Raw genomic sequence first — 15,567 nt, 5'->3', positions numbered from 1 at the left:
CGCGGATCAACTTTGCTGCAATTTCCCAATGGCAATTGCCGGGCCCGTGGCGACGCCGCCGGGGGCTCCGCCTTGCGGTTCTGGCGTGATTACAACGGCTGCACCATCATAGATAAATTGCCGCATATCCGCCGCAATAGTCAGGCGGGTCTCGCCCTTGGCCGCTATCATTCCCAGCGACCGGGCTTTCCCATCTTCGGGAACGATCCACACTTCGGGATATAGCGGCGCAATATCGAGGGATTGAGCATTAAGCAGCATTTGATTGGACGCGCGGTCATAGCGCGCCGTAAGCTGGTATTTACCGTCTTCGCTCACAACCGCTGCTGCCAAACTGGACGCTTCACGGCGCAATGCGGGCGCTGCGGCGGCGTCGCTTTGCAATTCGTTGCTGTCTGCTGCTGCTTCGGCTGCAACATCTGTACCTGCTTCTTCAGCAGGCTGAAAATTGGGGGCCGTTTGCAGATACACGATAGCCGCCAGCGCCGCCGCGATACCGCCGCCGATAAAGCTGGCATTACGCCAGAAATGGGGACGTTTTTGATTGTCCTGCGCATTATTTGTTTCGGGCAAAGCATTGTTGACCAACGGCCAGATATGGCTTGGCACCGGTTCGTCTATACCGTCCAGCATGGGGGCCAGATAGATGCGCCAATTTTCAATCTCTTGCGCAAATGCAGTGTCTTTTGCGGCGCGTGCATCCGCCTGCGCCTGCGCTGCATCATCCAGCAACCCTAAGGCATATTCGCCGGCCAGCGCGATGTCGTCTTCGGTCATCTGACTCATGACTGCCCCTCCAGGCATTTGCGCAATTTGATCAATGCGCGGCGAATGCGGCTTTTGACCGTTGCCAGAGGCAGCTTTTCATGAGCCGCCAATTGGGCGTAGGTAGAACCCCGAATGAAGGCGGAGCGAATGAAGCCTGCGTCTTTTCCGCTCAATGTTTCGATACAATTATGCAATGCGCCATCGGCATCATCGGCTGCGATGACCGCATCGGGCAAAGGCGCATCATCGGCCAGATTGGCGATTGTTTCTACCGGTTCGTAACGGGCTTTTCCTTGCGCGCGCAAACGATCGATCGCGCGGTTGCGCGTGACGGTGACGAGCCAGCTTATCGGGCTGGCCCGGCCCTTTTCGAACCGGGCGGCACGGTTCCATATATTTATAAAGGCATCTTGCAACGCTTCCTCGGCTTCTTGTCTGTCAGGGAAGATACGAAGGCACACGCCAAAAAGTTTCGCCGATGTCTGTTTATATACAAATTCAAAGGCATTTTTGTCGCCTTGCCCGGTGCGAAGCAATGCGTCGGTCAATGCATCCCGCTCCGCATCAGCACGGCGAGCGGCGAGAGAAGCTACATTGATCATATTTCGGTCTGACATTCGTTTATTGTTATGCCGCCGAAATATGACGGGCGCAATAAGGATATGTTTGGGGTCTTAGGGGCCGGACCCTAAATCCTGACCCTACCATGTGCCATAATCGCCGGGTGGCTGGCTGGTCCCACGTGCGGGCCGCAATGGACGCCGCCAACCATAACGGCGGCGCTTGATCAGATGCAGGCAGGGCCAATCGCCCTCATCGCGCCTACGGATAAGGGAAAAGCCGTGCCGCCGGTATTGGCGAAGCACATTGTCGGCCTGCACGTCCAGCAATCCCGCCAATATGAGCGATCCATTCCTGCGGATAATTTCCGCAAAAGAGGGGGCCAATTCGATTAACGGCCCGGCCAATATATTGGCAATGACCAAGTCATAGGGCGCGCGCCTCTGTATCATCTCATGATCGGTGCCCATCGCCGCGCACAGCGATATTCGGCCCTTTCCCTGTCCCAGCGCCAGATTGTTGATGGCGGCGTTGCGGGCGGTGACGTCAATGCTAACCGGGTCAATATCGGACGCAGTGACATAGGCGCTGTGCCATAAATGCTGCGCGGCAAAGGCGAGCAGACCGGTGCCCGTGCCAATGTCAGCAATATGGCCATAGCGGCGGCCTTGCCGTTTCAGCTGGTCTAGCATAGCCAAACAGCCCGATGTGGTTTCATGCCCGCCGGTGCCGAATGCTTGGCTGGCCGGAATGATGAAGGGAACAGCGCCCGTTGGTGCTGCGCTGTCAAATTCGGCGCTGTGGACAAAAAACCGTCCTGCATGGACCGGCGCTAGGCCTTGTTGGCTCATAACCAACCAGTCTTCTTCGGGCAGTTTTTCCACGATAATCTCTGCCTCATGCCCGCCGCTTATTTGGCTTTGCAGCGCGGCCACCGCTTGCTTGCTAGGCTTGCGGTCAAAATAGGCAACGATGCGCCAGCTATTATCATCAAAGGCAACCACCTCTTCGCCGACAATTGTGGGGACAGGGTCGAGCGCGGACAGGAATTCCCAATCCTGCCCTAATGCCTCCGCTTCGCGGCGCGTGCAGGGCAGGGTGACGGTCCAATTATCAGTCATGATAGGCTTTACGCAGCAGAAAATGAGGAAGGCTACCGAACATAGCTGGCTCCATTGGCATCGAGCACAGCACCTGTCATCGATGGCGGCGCGTCTATTGCGCAGAAGGTAGCAATTGCTGCTATTTCGTCCGGCATCGCCACACGGCCTAGCGGAATATCTGCAAGCAATTTAGCGCCGCCCCGGCTTTCCAGATAATCGTCCGCCATGCCGGTCATGGTGAAGCCAGGGCAGATGGCAAAGGCATAAATGCCTTGAGCCGCATATGCGCGGGCAATCGTCTTGGTCATCGCCACCATGCCGCCCTTTGATGCAGCATAATGCCAATGGTCGGGGCTATCACCCCGGTTGGCGGCGCGGCTCGCGATATTGACGATGCGCCCGCCGCAGCTGCGTGCTTGCCAGTGCAGAACAGCCAGCCTGCATAATTCAGCGCTAGCCGTTAAATTTATCTGCATCGTGCGGGCCCAGCGTTCCGGCCAATCTTCACCGGAAATCGGGTTAGCCTCAAAAACGCCAGCATTGTTGATAAGAATGTCGATGCGCCCGTTCAGCCGGTCCAAAGCCTGCGCCCATAATTGCGCCGCCGCATTTTCGGAATTGAGGTCACAGCCGACTAGGCCCTCTGCTTCCTTGCTTGCATGGCCAACAACATGGCATCCGTGGGATCGTAATTGGTCGGCAATGGCTTTTCCTATACCTCGGCTTGCGCCCGTAACCAATATGTTCAAATCAGCCTTGTCCATCCCCCCTCCCTAACCGGCGTTGCGGCATTGGGGAAGGGGTAAGATAAGACGCGCTACCTGAGAGAGATTAGCGCAGATTGCTGATAAATTTCACCGCATTTTCTTTTAACGATCCGATTTTTTCATTCACCTTGTCAAACCCAAGCTCAAGGGAGCTGATTTCAGAAACGACATTTTCGGTGTCGCTGCGGATCGCAGAAATTGTGTTGGACATAAGGTCAGCCGCCAGTGCGGTTTCGTCGACGGACGCGGTGATCATGGTCACTGTCTGCGCCTGATCCTCCATCGCTTTACGGATATTTTCGGCAGAAATTCGGACCTCGTTTACTGTATCGCGGATGGAGGTATTGGACTCAACCGATGCCTTCGTCGCTATTTGGATGGCGGAAATCTTCTTTGCAATTTCATCGGTGGCGTCGGCCGTTTGGTTGGCGAGGCTTTTGACCTCCTGCGCAACCACCGCAAAACCGCGACCTGCATCACCGGCGCGTGCGGCCTCGATAGTGGCATTTAGCGCCAGCAAATTTGTCTGCCCGGCAATTTCGCGGATCAGGCCCAATATCGACTCGATCGATTGCGACTGTTCGGACAGAGTATCAGTTGCCGTCACGCCAGCATTGGCTTGATCAACCGCGCGGTTGGCAACGCTTGCGGCTGCTTCCACTTGGTTTCGCGCCTCCTCAATTGCACGGATCAAACCTGCTGCGGTTTGCGCAGCTTCGCGCATGGCGACGGCGGATTGTTCGGACGCAGCGGCAACCTCGGACGCTTTACTCAGCATTCCGTTGGCCATTTGCGCGCTGTTGGCCGCTTGCCTGCGAATGGCGCCTGATTGTTCGGCAACATCATTGGCGGCTGATCCTATATCAGCCTCAAATTGGCCGCTATATTCGCTTTGTTTATTGGCCATTTGCTCTTTATTATGACGCGCATAGCAGTGCGAAACGAGCGACAATTCCATTGAAGCCACGATGCAAATGGTTGTTGCCAGCCGGTGGAAGCGAGCCATATCATCGCCGCAATAGGCGGCAATGCGGTCCATTATAAACGGCGTGGCGCGGGTCGTGGCGGCCATAATATGTTCAAGTGGTGTACTATTTTTGCAGGCATTGGAAATTTGCTGCCACAACATCCGGGAGCATTCCTCGCCACCGACATCTTTGTAGCGCGACCGCATATAATAAGCGGTAGATTTTAAGCCATCCTTATATACGGGGTGGTTGGTGTCAGGGACAAGCCCAAGATCAACCCAATATTCCCAATAAGCTTTGGAAAGGTCGTCAAAATCATTTTCGAGCAATTCGAATATTTCCAAACTGCTGCGCTGGAGGTTGCTATCAAATCGGAATAGTTTGATAAATTCCTGCTCGTTAAATTGGACCCACATAAACTCTTTCACCATTTCCTGCTCCACTTATTGACCCCGATTTCAGGCCTGACTGTTATCCAACTAATTTTGAAACAAATTGCTGTCCGCGTTCATTCAATTCGGCCAATTTGCGGTCTGCGTTGGCAAATCCGTTTGAAAGATCGGCAATCTGATTGACGATCATCTGCGTATCATTGGTGATAGAGGTGATCGTTCCTGACATCATATCGGCGGCCAGCGCGGTTTCATCGACCGCTGCGGTGATTGCGGTGACGCTATTTGATTGCCGGTCCATTGCTTCGCGAATACGGCTTGAACTGCGATGCACATTTTCCACGGTTTCGCGGATGGCCATAGTGGCATCAACAGATTTTGCGGTCGCGGTTTGTATCGCGGCAATTTTTGCGCCGATATCGTCGGTTGCATCTGCGGTTTGATTGGCGAGGCTTTTGACCTCTTGCGCCACAACCGCAAAGCCGCGTCCGGCGTCTCCTGCGCGCGCCGCTTCAATCGTGGCGTTGAGCGCGAGCAAATTGGTTTGCCCGGCAATTTCGCGGATCAGGCTGAGGATCGATTCAATGGCCGATGCCTGCTGTGACAAAGTTTCTGATACGGATACCGCAATTTGCGCATGTTCGGTGGCGCGCGAGGTTACTTCGGCGGCACCTTCAACTTCATCGCGGGTGTCGTTTATCAGCGCGATCAGCGAGCCTGCAGTGTCGGCGGCTTCGCGCATTGCGGCAGCGGATTGTTCAGCGGCAGACGCGACCTCCGATGTTTTGGCCAGCATACCATTCGCGGAATCATTCGCCCTTGATGCGCTGTTCAGCAGATGCTGACTTTCAGCGGAATAGCTTTCAATGTTGGCGGCAATATCGTCTCGGTAAGCACTGGCGAGCCGACTTTGTTCTAATGCCATGTGATCGTGAGATTCCTTGGAATATGCTTCCGCCATCATACCAGTTTCGATCATTGACGTGCGCATAATGACGTCCGCAAATTTTTGTAGCGTGGGAATATCATCGTTCAGACGTTCCCGCAAAACGCGCATTGTTGCATTTTGAGCTGCGCTCGATGCCATAACAAAGCTGATATAAGGAATGCCTGCTTTTTGGGCCTCGCGGCCTCGGCCTTCTATCGACAATAGCCATTCCATCCGGTCGGCGTGCCGATATTTGAGGCCAACAAAATCTGTGCTTTTGTCGATGCTATCGCGAAATTCATCGCCGCCCCATAGCTGCCGAACCGTCGGCTCTTTACCCCATTCGGTCCAAAAAGCAGTCGCAATTTCGCGCTCCGCGCCAGACAGCGCCTCTCCAATCGCCTGCATGTCGGCAATCAACTCGCTGTCTTCGCGGATAAAATCTATAATATGCTTATGATCCATGTGTAGGTAGCCTTTGGTTTCCAGAACTTTCAGGACACCCTCATTGCAAAAATTGGTTAACAGCACGTTATCTATGATTGCGCAAAACGCATTGCTCTTTCCCTTGCACGGGACGTTCAATTGACTAAAGAACGTTGCAATTGACAAAATTCGAATATGTTACAGGGAATAATGTCCATGGGACAAAGCGCAGCGCAAAAAAAGAACCGGCCTTTATCGCCGCATTTAATGCAATATCGGTGGGGCATCCATATGATGGCCTCGATCGTGCACCGCATAACTGGTTTCATACTGGCGACTGCGGGTATGATGACGCTGATCTGGTGGTTGTCGGCTATCGCTGCTGGGCCGGATAGCTACGCGACATTTCAGACCTATGTGATTGCTGCTGGTGAGGCGGCGACGGGGCTTCAAACCGCATCAAATTGGTTTTTCCGGCTTGTTGCGTTGGGCGTCACCTATGCATTTTTTCAGCATTTCTTTTCGGGCCTGCGTCATTTGGTGATGGATATGGGTGCTGGCTTTGAATTGAAGTCGAACAAAATGTGGTCGCAAATGGTTTTTATATTGGCGTTTTTGTCAACGGCCGCAGCGGCGCTGTTTGTTGTAACGCGTTATTTGGGGGTTTGATCGATGGGTAGTGGAACCGGTATCGGAAAAGTCCGCGGTCTTGGCTCTGCCGGCCATGGCAGTCAGCATTGGATTTCGCAGCGGGTAACGGCTGTGGGCAATATATTATTGACCATCTGGTTCCTGTTGTCATTGTTGCTGTTGCCCAATTTTGAATATGAAACCCTGTCAAACTGGTTGGCGCAGCCATTGGTGGCGGTGCCGATGATCCTGATGATCGCGTGCATCTTCTGGCATATTCGTTTGGGACTACAGGTTCTGATCGAAGATTATGTTCATGATGCCGGTTTGAAACTGGGCACCATCATCTTGTTGAATTTCTATGTAATTGGAACAGGCGCATTTGGCATTTTCATGATCGCCAAACTCGCCTTTACCGGAGCTCCCGCATAATGACCGAAACAACTCAGCCTGCTTATAAAATAATCGATCATAATTACGATGCCGTCATTGTCGGTGCAGGCGGCAGCGGCCTTCGCGCAACGATGGGCAGCGCGGAAGCGGGCCTGAAAACCGCGTGCATCACCAAAGTATTCCCGACCCGGTCGCATACCGTGGCGGCGCAGGGCGGTATTGCCGCCTCGCTGGGCAATAATACGCCCGACCATTGGACCTGGCATATGTATGATACGGTCAAGGGCAGCGACTGGCTGGGTGACCAGGACGCGATCGAATATCTCGTGCGCGAGGCCCCGCAGGCGGTTTATGAGTTGGAGCATGCCGGCGTGCCCTTTAGCCGTAACGAAGATGGCACTATTTATCAGCGTCCATTTGGCGGGCATATGCAGAATATGGGTAAAGGCCCGCCGGTGCAGCGCACTTGCGCCGCCGCCGACCGAACCGGCCACGCGATGCTACACGCGCTGTATCAACAAAGCCTGAAATATGATGCGGATTTCTTCGTCGAATATTTTGCGCTCGATCTGATTATGGAAAATGGCGAATGCCGCGGCGTGATTGCCATGTGCATGGAAGATGGCAGCATCCACCGTTTCCGCAGCCATGCCGTAGTATTGGCAACGGGCGGTTATGGTCGGTGCTATTTCAGCGCGACCAGCGCCCACACCTGCACTGGCGACGGCGGCGGCATGGTACTGCGCGCAGGATTGCCGCTTCAGGATATGGAATTCGTCCAATTTCACCCTACCGGTATTTACGGCGCAGGCGTTCTGATTACCGAGGGCGCACGCGGGGAGGGCGGTTACCTGACCAATAGCGAAGGCGAACGGTTCATGGAACGCTACGCGCCGTCGGCCAAGGATTTGGCGAGCCGTGATGTGGTGTCCCGCTGTATGGCGACCGAAATTCGCGAAGGGCGCGGCGTTGGTCCGAATAAAGATCACATCTACCTGCATCTCGACCATATTGATCCCGCCGTATTGGCGCAGCGTTTGCCCGGCATTACCGAAACTGGAAAGATTTTTGCAGGCGTCGACCTGACGCGGCAAGCGTTGCCGGTTACGCCGACGGTGCATTATAATATGGGCGGCATACCCTGTAACTATCATGGCGAAGTGGTAACCGGTGATCCGAAAAATCCCGATGCGATTGTGCCCGGCTTGTTTGCCGTTGGCGAGGCAGCATGTGTTTCGGTGCATGGCGCCAACCGTTTGGGGTCCAATTCGCTGATCGACCTGGTCGTATTTGGCCGGGCAACTGGATTGCGACTGAAAGAAACGATCAAGCCCGGAACCGCGCATAAGCCATTGCCCAAGGATGCGGCGGATATGGCATTGGCGCGGGTTGATCATTTCCGCCATGCAAAGGGCGGATCGCCCACGGCACAGATACGCCTTGAAATGCAGCAGACGATGCAAAAACACGCCGCCGTTTTCCGTGATAGCGAATTGCTTGCCGAAGGCGTAGCGCAGATGGACCATGTCAATAAGCGCCTGTCGGATGTCCATGTGACCGACAAGAGCCTGATCTGGAACACTGACCTTATCGAGACGTTAGAGCTCGACAATCTGGTAGGACAAGCCGTTGTGACCATGGCGAGCGCGGAAAACCGCAAGGAAAGCCGCGGCGCGCACATGCATGAAGATTATCAAGATCGCGACGATAAAAACTGGATGAAGCATACGACGGCTTGGTTTGAAGGCTGGGGTGGCAAGGGCGGCAAGGTCAACATCGACTATCGCCCGGTGCATGAATTCACCTTGACCGATGAAGCGGAATATATTGAGCCAAAAGCGCGGGTTTATTAACGGCGCTTTTGGCAGGCCGTCCGGGCGACTGCGGGATTTATATTCGCCTGCAACCCTCTGCACGGTTTCTGCATAACTTTACCGCGTAATCAACATTCGCTATTTTCCTGTGCTTCTCATAGCTTCCGGATCAGCTGAAAAATGCTGACTTTTTAGGGAGAATATTGATGAAACAGGAAAGATCGCCGGGGTTTAAATTATTCCTCACCGGCTTTATCGCGCTGATGCTCGCTGTGCCTTTGGCCGCGGTTTATCTGCTAAGCTGGGACCGGCAGGAGCAATCGAAAACGGCGCAGGAATCAATCGCTGCTGGATGGGGCGGGCCGCAGATTATAACGGGGCCGGTGCTGGTCATTCCGTATGAAACGGAATCGGTTGAAACCGTCACGCAAAATGGCAAGGATGTAACGCGCACGGTTAAGGCGACACGCGAATTATATCTGTCGCCGGAGGTGAACGAGGTTTTCACGGACTTGACGCCCAAGCGGTTAAAGCGGTCTATTTATGAAAGCGTTTTGTTCACCGCCAATAACAGCGGCACCGCGCGCTTTGCCTTGCCAGCGGATTTCGACCGGTATGGCATCAAAAGGGAATCGTTAAAGCTCGCCAGCGCAGAGCTGCGTTTCGGCATATCTGATGCGCGCGGCCTACAATCCAACAGCCAGGTCAGCGTGAATGGAAAGACGCGCGAACTTCAACCCGGAAAGGGATTGAATGCGACACAAGGTTCGGGATTTTTCACCTTCGTCGATTGGGATGCAAAAATGCCGTTGGATGTAAAATATAGCTACGGCATTCGCGGCAATAAAAATATCACCATGGTTCCGCGCGGCGTGCAAACCAAATGGAAGGTGAAATCAGCCTGGCCCAGCCCCAGCTTCGACGGTGATTTCCTGCCAACCGAGCGGGATGTTACAAAGAGCGGATTTTCCTCAAGCCATGAAATTAGCAATCTGGCTTTGGGACAAGCGCTCGTAATGACCGAAGACCTAGCCGCGCCAGAGCCTTATTATGACGGCAATTATATGAGCGGGTCGAAAAGAGCGGTGGAGCCGGGCGTCAGCCAGTCTGCAATTATTGCGCTCATCGAACCGGTTGATCTTTACAGCCAAGTTGACCGCAGCGTGAAATATGGATTTTTGTTTATCGGTTTCACTTTTCTTGCGTTCCTGATGTTCGATCTGGTTGCAGGCGCCCGGGTTGCGGCGGCGGAATATTTGCTGACCGGGACCGGATTGGTGCTGTTCTTTGTCATGCTGCTCGCCTTTGCCGAAGTTGTCGGCTTCATGTGGGCTTATATTTTGGCGGCGGGATCAATCACTGGGCTGCTGACGGCCTATTCAGCGGCGGTTTTGAAAAGCTGGCTGCGGGCTCGGGTGATTGGCGGCTTGCTAATTGGCTTATATGCTACGCTCTATGTGCTGCTCAATTTGGAAGCTTATTCCTTGATTATCGGATCGGTGCTGCTGTTCATCGCGCTGTCGGTGGTCATGTGGGCGACACGGGCGATTGATTGGAGCGGCATTGGCCGTGACACGGGCGACAGGGACGAAGCTACTGCCCCTGACGCTTCGGTCCGGCCTAGCGCCAGCGTAACATCGAACGATTAAGTTCGCCGACGGATCGGACGCCCATGAGTTTCATGTCGCGTTCGATCTCGTCTCGCAACTTGCCTGTGATGCGCCGGACCCCCGCTTCTCCCGCCGCAGCCAGCGCATACAGGTAAAACCGTCCGCCGGAGCAAGCCGTTGCTCCGGCGGCGAGCGCTTTTAGGACATGGCTGCCCCGCCGCACGCCGCCGTCGCATATGATGTCAACCTGTCCGCCCACAGCATCAGCAATTTCCGCTATTTGATCAAATGGGCTGCGTGATCCATCCAGCTGCCGCCCGCCATGGTTGCTGACCATGATGGCGCTGGCGCCGATATCCACAGCACGGCGGGCATCATCGGCCGACATGATCCCCTTCAGGCAAAATTCACCGCCCCAATCGGACCGGATTTTTTCGGCCATATTCCAATCCATCGATTGATCGAGCATGGTGTTGAAATAATCCGCGACCGACACGGCAACATTCGTTCCGGCTTCGACATGCGTATCCAGATTGGGCAGAGCAAATTTTTCGCGGAATAAATAGTTGAGCGTCCATCCGGGATGCGCGGCGTAGCTGAGGACCGATGACGGTGTGAAGCGCGGGGGCGAGGTAAAACCGGTGCGCTGGCATCGTTCTCTATTACCAGCAACAATCGTATCGACGGTCAATGCGATGCAATCAAATTTCGCGGCTTTGCACCGTTCGATCATCGACGCGTTCAGGCCCTTATCCTTGTGGATATAAAGCTGAAACATTTTGGGTGAGCTGATGCTTTCGCCGATTTCTTCTATGCTGACGGTCGCGAGCGAGCTGATCCCGAACCATGTGCCAAGGTCCCGCGCCGTGCGGGCGACGGCGCGCTCCCCCTGCCAATGGAATAGCCGCTGCAATGCGGTCGGTGACAGCATCAAAGGCAAGTTGATTTTGCGGCCCATGACCGTGGTGCTCATGTCAATATCGGCGACGCCGGCAAGCACATTGGGCACAAGGTCGCAATCATCAAAGGCGCTGCTGTTGCGGCGTTTGGTGATTTCGTCATCCGCCGCGCCATCAATATAGTGAAAGATGGGCGACGGCAGGCGCGCTTTCGCTAAACGGCGGAAGTCAGCGACATTATGACAATCGGAAAGCCGCAATCAGGCGCCCCTTAAACCGGGCCAGAAAACGTATCGCAGGCGCGGGGGTTTCCGGTTTCCAGCCCCTTACGTAGCCAGCGCATACGTTGCTCCGATGTGCCGTGGGTGAAGGCGCTTTCAACCGGCCGCTGTCCCGCATTGCGCATCAGCGTATCATCACCAATGGACGCGGCAGCCGTCATGCCTTCTTCAAAATCACCCGGCTCAATCCGGTCTTTATTGCGGGCCGCCCATACGCCAGCAAAGCAGTCGGCCTCCAATTCCATCCGCACTTGCAAAGCATTGCCCTGCGCCTGATTAACGCGGGATTGAGCTTGTCGCACTTGGTTGGCGCGGCCTGTGATATTCTGAATATGATGGCCGACCTCATGCGCAATCACATAGGCGCGGGCGAAATCGCCTTTCGCGCCCAATTGCTGCTCCATCTGCTGAAAAAAGCTGGTGTCGAGATAAACGCCATTGTCGCTGGGGCAGTAGAAGGGTCCCATTTGGGATTGTGCCGCGCCGCAGCCCGATTGGCCTCGATTGCTATAAAATACCAGCTTTGGCCGTTCATATCCCTGCACGAGATCAGCCCACGTCTTGTCGAGCGAAGCTAGAGTATTGCACGCCTCTTTGCTGGCCGCGTCAATGTTGCAGCTTTCGGCCAGCGTTGAACCGCCTTGCTGCGCCGTGCCGCCCGATCCGCCGTCTGCGCCGCCAAATTGTAATGCGCCGCTCGAGAAGAAAAGAAATCCAACAACCGCCAAAATCGCAATAGTGCCGCAGCCCAGCTTGCGGCCCATTAACAGCGGCAATATTCCGAATAAGAGCGAGATCAGGCCGCCGCCGCCAAAGCCGCCCCCGCCGCCGCCAAAATTGCCGCCGCGTTGGTCCTCAACCCGGATACCGTCGTCAAAATCATCAAGGCGCATGGGCCCGTCCCTTTCAAAAAACCAAGGCGAAGCATTGCGGTTTTATTAAAAAAGCGCAAGGGATAAGGATATGAAATTTGTCCCAAAACGAAAGGATAGTTTGCCATGTTTTTGAAAGGCAAAACGGCGCTGGTCACTGGATCAACATCGGGCATTGGCCTTGGCTATGCCCGCGCATTGGCGGCGGAAGGCGCGGCGGTGATGATAAATGGCTTTGGCGATGCCGCTGAGATAGACAGCCATGTCGCACAGTTGCGGGATAGCAGCGGGGTGGGGGCAATATACTGCCCAGCCGATATGACAAAGCCCGCCGAAATTCGTGATATGGTGGCGCAGTGTCATGCCGAACTCGGCGGTCCGGATATCCTGATTAACAATGCAGGTATTCAGCATGTAGCGCCGATTGATGAATTCCCTGAAGATAAATGGGACGCCATATTGGCGATCATTTTATCCTCGACATTTCATAGCACAGCAGCGGCCCTTCCGCATATGAAAGCGCAATCATGGGGGCGGATTATTAACACGGGATCGATGCACAGCTTGGTCGCGTCGCCCTATAAATCCGCCTATAATGCGGCAAAGCACGGCGTAGCGGGGCTCACCAAAACGGTGGCGTTGGAGGTCGCGACGCAGGGCATCACGGCCAATACTATCTGCCCGGGATATGTCTGGACGCCGTTGGTCGAGGGGCAAATTCCCGATACGATGAAAGCGCGCGGCCTGACCCGGGAACAAGTAATTAACGATGTGCTGCTCGATAAGCAGCCGCAGAAACAATTTGTTTCGATAGAGCAGGTGGCGGCGCTGGCGTTATTCCTATGCCGGGATGAGGCCGCGGCAATCACCGGCGCGAACCTGTCGGTGGACGGCGGCTGGACCGCGCAATAGGTTCACGCTCGCCGATAGAGCGGGCATCGAGCAAGGCCGCGATTGACATTAACCATTTAGGCGGCATGATCGCTCGGAACATATATGGGGAGCTGTTCAATGAAAACACTGTGGGCCATTTCGGCTATTGCGATGATGTCAGCCATTGGGAGCAGTCCGGCGCAGGCCGATACCGTGCGCGCGGCGATCCAAAAAGACATGCCGTCCCTGATGGAGCTTTACCGCGATTTGCACGCCAATCCGGAGCTGAGCTTTCAAGAGTTTCGAACGGCCGCCAAATTGGCCGCAGAGGCACGCTCGCTGGGTTTTGAGGTGACTGAAAAAGTCGGGCAAACAGGTGTGGTTGCCGTCATGAAAAATGGCGCGGGGCCGGTCGTCATGATCCGCGCTGATATGGACGGCTTGCCTGTGGACGAACAAACCGGGCTTCCCTTTGCCTCAAAAGCGCGCGGGACCAGCAAGGCGGGGGTCGAAACCGGCATTATGCACGCCTGCGGACATGATACCCATATGTCGGGATGGGTTGGGGCCGCGCGGCAATTGTCAGCGAATAAGGACAAATGGTCGGGGACTTTGGTGATGATATTGCAGCCCGCCGAAGAAATTGGGGCAGGCGCGAAAGCCATGCTCGATGACGGATTATATACCCGATTTCCCAGGCCCGACTATGTCATAGGCTTTCACGACGCTGCGCAATTTCCGGCGGGAATGTTGGGCTATTCATCGGGCTATGCGCTCGCGAATGTCGATAGCGTCGATATCCTTGTGAAGGGTGTGGGCGGACATGGTGCCTATCCGCATACAACAAAAGACCCGATTTTATTGGCCAGCCGAATCGTCACTTCGTTGCAACAGCTGGTCAGCCGGGAAATTGATCCGCAGGATGCTGCGGTTGTAACCGTGGGCAGCTTTCATGCGGGGGCAAAACATAATATTATCCCGGATGAAGCCAAATTGCTGCTGACCGTTCGCAGCTATTCCGATGAAACCCGCAAGAAACTGCTCGATGGCATCCGGCGCATCGCGCAGGGCGAGGCAGTGGCGGCAGGCGTGCCAGAGGACAGGATGCCGGTCGTTACGGTGGCCGAGGACGAATTTACCCCAGCCACCTATAATACGCCCGAACTGACCAAAAAAATGGCCAATCTGTTCAAAGAACGGTTTGGCGAAAACCGCGTGATAGAAACGCCGCCGGTGATGGGCGGCGAAGATTTCAGCCGTTTTTACCGTGCCGATAAAGAAAATGTCGAAAGCCTGATTTTCTGGGTGGGCGGTGTGCCTCAGGCTGATTTTGATGCAGCGCAAAAGTCCGGCAAAGGATTACCTTCGCTGCATTCGCCATTTTGGGCACCGGATGCCGAGAAGGTGATTGCGACTGGAGCCGAAGCGTTGACTGCGGCTGCTCTCCAGCTAATGCCAAAATAGCCTGAGCCGCCCTATATGGTAAGGCGGCCTGCGCTAATTATCTAGCCGCTCTGCTTGCCGGATCGGGCCGAGCAAATTGTTCGCGCCCCACATAAGGAGCGCCGCCATCGCTGGACGCACCGCGTGATGATGAAGATGGCGATGCAGCCTGTGCCGGCTGAAATGGCTGTGAGGTTGACCCAGACGCCACCGGCGCTTGCGCATCGGGCGCATCAGGTGATGAGTTTTGGTTTGATGAGTCATCGCTCGATTGGCTAAAATCATCCAATGGCAATCCGTCGATCGATGGAGCGGCAAAATCATCTGGATTACTTTCGAAATCAGTCAACAGCTCTGGCTCCGGCGGTTGTTCGGCCGGTGCAGCTTGAGGCTGATTTGCAGTCTGTTCAACTGGGGCAGCGTTGCGGTCAGGAACCGAGCTAGGTACGATAAACGCAAGAATGCCCGCAATTCCCAAAATAGCGACGACCATCTTTAACACATTGTCCATGACGTTTATTCCTGTTTCGACTATGGCGTGGGCTATATCCCGGTCTGGTTAATATTGATTGAAACTTCATGCTCAAAAAAAAGACCGAGGCATTGCTGCCTCGGCCATAGTTATTTTCCTCCCCAGGAAAACTCGAATTTTGATGCGGGGTTATTTGCCGCCTGCGCTACCCAAGCGATGGTATAGGCGGGCAAATTTCACAGATTCAGGTGTGTCTTTAATTTCCTGCAGATGGCTGAGCACAGCCTGACGCAGCAATGTGAGATCTTCGGTGGAAAGGACCGCACGGGCCCGGGTTGGTTCAGCCATTTGTCTTCTCCTTTGATAA

At 54.8% G+C, this 15,567-nt stretch carries 16 protein-coding genes; 6 read left to right on the top strand and 10 right to left on the bottom strand.

Annotated features, from left to right (window positions below):
* Positions 1-6: 6 nt before the first annotated feature.
* The 6 genes from ACFOWX_RS07660 to ACFOWX_RS07635 all read right to left on the bottom strand — a co-directional run bounded on the left by ACFOWX_RS07660 (position 7) and on the right by ACFOWX_RS07635 (position 5,952).
* Positions 7-786, bottom strand: a complete 780-nt coding sequence (locus ACFOWX_RS07660) for an anti-sigma factor (RefSeq protein ID WP_381422852.1) — start codon at positions 784-786, stop codon at positions 7-9.
* Positions 783-1,385: a sigma-70 family RNA polymerase sigma factor gene (locus ACFOWX_RS07655; protein ID WP_381422850.1), complete on the bottom strand. Its 603-nt coding sequence runs from the start codon at positions 1,383-1,385 to the stop codon at positions 783-785. Before ACFOWX_RS07655 ends, ACFOWX_RS07660 begins: the two co-directional genes overlap by 4 nt.
* An 84-nt stretch (positions 1,386-1,469) precedes the next feature.
* Positions 1,470-2,450, bottom strand: coding sequence for a 50S ribosomal protein L11 methyltransferase (locus tag ACFOWX_RS07650; protein ID WP_381422848.1), 981 nt, complete (start codon positions 2,448-2,450; stop codon positions 1,470-1,472).
* A 32-nt stretch (positions 2,451-2,482) separates the two neighbouring features.
* On the bottom strand, positions 2,483-3,196 hold the full coding sequence (locus ACFOWX_RS07645) for an SDR family NAD(P)-dependent oxidoreductase (protein ID WP_381422846.1): 714 nt from the start codon (positions 3,194-3,196) through the stop codon (positions 2,483-2,485).
* A gap of 67 nt (positions 3,197-3,263) precedes the next feature.
* Positions 3,264-4,598, bottom strand: a complete 1,335-nt coding sequence (locus ACFOWX_RS07640; RefSeq protein WP_381422844.1) for a methyl-accepting chemotaxis protein — start codon at positions 4,596-4,598, stop codon at positions 3,264-3,266.
* Between the two features lie 40 nt (positions 4,599-4,638).
* Positions 4,639-5,952, bottom strand: coding sequence for a methyl-accepting chemotaxis protein (locus tag ACFOWX_RS07635; RefSeq protein ID WP_381422842.1), 1,314 nt, complete (start codon positions 5,950-5,952; stop codon positions 4,639-4,641).
* A gap of 171 nt (positions 5,953-6,123) precedes the next feature.
* On the opposite strand from ACFOWX_RS07635, the gene sdhC reads away from it, so the two are divergent.
* The 4 genes from sdhC (at position 6,124) to creD (ending at position 10,399) form a co-directional block, all read left to right on the top strand.
* Positions 6,124-6,582: a succinate dehydrogenase, cytochrome b556 subunit gene (gene sdhC, locus ACFOWX_RS07630; protein WP_381422840.1), complete on the top strand. Its 459-nt coding sequence runs from the start codon at positions 6,124-6,126 to the stop codon at positions 6,580-6,582.
* A gap of 3 nt (positions 6,583-6,585) precedes the next feature.
* On the top strand, positions 6,586-6,975 hold the full coding sequence (gene sdhD / locus ACFOWX_RS07625; protein WP_381422838.1) for a succinate dehydrogenase, hydrophobic membrane anchor protein: 390 nt from the start codon (positions 6,586-6,588) through the stop codon (positions 6,973-6,975).
* Positions 6,975-8,789 (top strand): succinate dehydrogenase flavoprotein subunit, encoded by a 1,815-nt coding sequence (gene sdhA / locus ACFOWX_RS07620; protein WP_381422836.1) that lies wholly within the window; start codon positions 6,975-6,977, stop codon positions 8,787-8,789. The genes sdhD and sdhA overlap by 1 nt, the downstream gene beginning before the upstream one ends.
* 167 nt (positions 8,790-8,956) lie before the next feature.
* Positions 8,957-10,399, top strand: coding sequence for a cell envelope integrity protein CreD (gene creD, locus ACFOWX_RS07615; protein WP_381422834.1), 1,443 nt, complete (start codon positions 8,957-8,959; stop codon positions 10,397-10,399).
* Here the strand turns inward: creD and ACFOWX_RS07610 are convergent.
* Together ACFOWX_RS07610 and ypfJ are read right to left on the bottom strand one after the other, a co-directional pair.
* Positions 10,371-11,519, bottom strand: a complete 1,149-nt coding sequence (locus ACFOWX_RS07610) for an alpha-hydroxy acid oxidase (RefSeq protein WP_381422832.1) — start codon at positions 11,517-11,519, stop codon at positions 10,371-10,373. The two genes, creD and ACFOWX_RS07610, sit on opposite strands and share 29 nt — an antisense overlap.
* A gap of 11 nt (positions 11,520-11,530) precedes the next feature.
* Entirely contained in the window at positions 11,531-12,433 is a 903-nt protein-coding gene (gene ypfJ, locus ACFOWX_RS07605; RefSeq protein ID WP_381422831.1) for a KPN_02809 family neutral zinc metallopeptidase, read from the bottom strand.
* Positions 12,434-12,538: 105 nt separating this feature from the next.
* Here ypfJ and ACFOWX_RS07600 point away from each other — a divergent pair, with 105 nt between their 5' ends.
* Positions 12,539-13,324 carry a 3-hydroxybutyrate dehydrogenase gene (locus ACFOWX_RS07600; protein ID WP_381422829.1) on the top strand — a complete coding sequence of 262 codons (786 nt, stop codon included), beginning with the start codon at positions 12,539-12,541 and terminating at the stop codon, positions 13,322-13,324.
* A 99-nt stretch (positions 13,325-13,423) separates the two neighbouring features.
* Positions 13,424-14,749, top strand: a complete 1,326-nt coding sequence (locus ACFOWX_RS07595) for an amidohydrolase (protein WP_381422826.1) — start codon at positions 13,424-13,426, stop codon at positions 14,747-14,749.
* Positions 14,750-14,786: 37 nt separating this feature from the next.
* Here the strand turns inward: ACFOWX_RS07595 and ACFOWX_RS07590 are convergent, their stop codons facing one another.
* Together ACFOWX_RS07590 and ACFOWX_RS07585 are read right to left on the bottom strand one after the other, a co-directional pair.
* Positions 14,787-15,239, bottom strand: coding sequence for a hypothetical protein (locus tag ACFOWX_RS07590; RefSeq protein ID WP_381422825.1), 453 nt, complete (start codon positions 15,237-15,239; stop codon positions 14,787-14,789).
* 150 nt (positions 15,240-15,389) lie between these two features.
* Positions 15,390-15,548 carry a hypothetical protein gene (locus ACFOWX_RS07585; protein WP_381422823.1) on the bottom strand — a complete coding sequence of 53 codons (159 nt, stop codon included), beginning with the start codon at positions 15,546-15,548 and terminating at the stop codon, positions 15,390-15,392.
* Between the last annotated feature and the right edge of the window lie 19 nt (positions 15,549-15,567).

This window comes from Sphingorhabdus arenilitoris, assembly GCF_042651485.1.
In the GTDB taxonomy this organism is placed as follows: Bacteria; Pseudomonadota; Alphaproteobacteria; order Sphingomonadales; family Sphingomonadaceae; genus Sphingorhabdus_B; species Sphingorhabdus_B arenilitoris.
The sequence above is the reverse complement of the archived record's forward strand: the minus strand, read 5'-3'. Positions and strand labels throughout refer to the sequence as shown.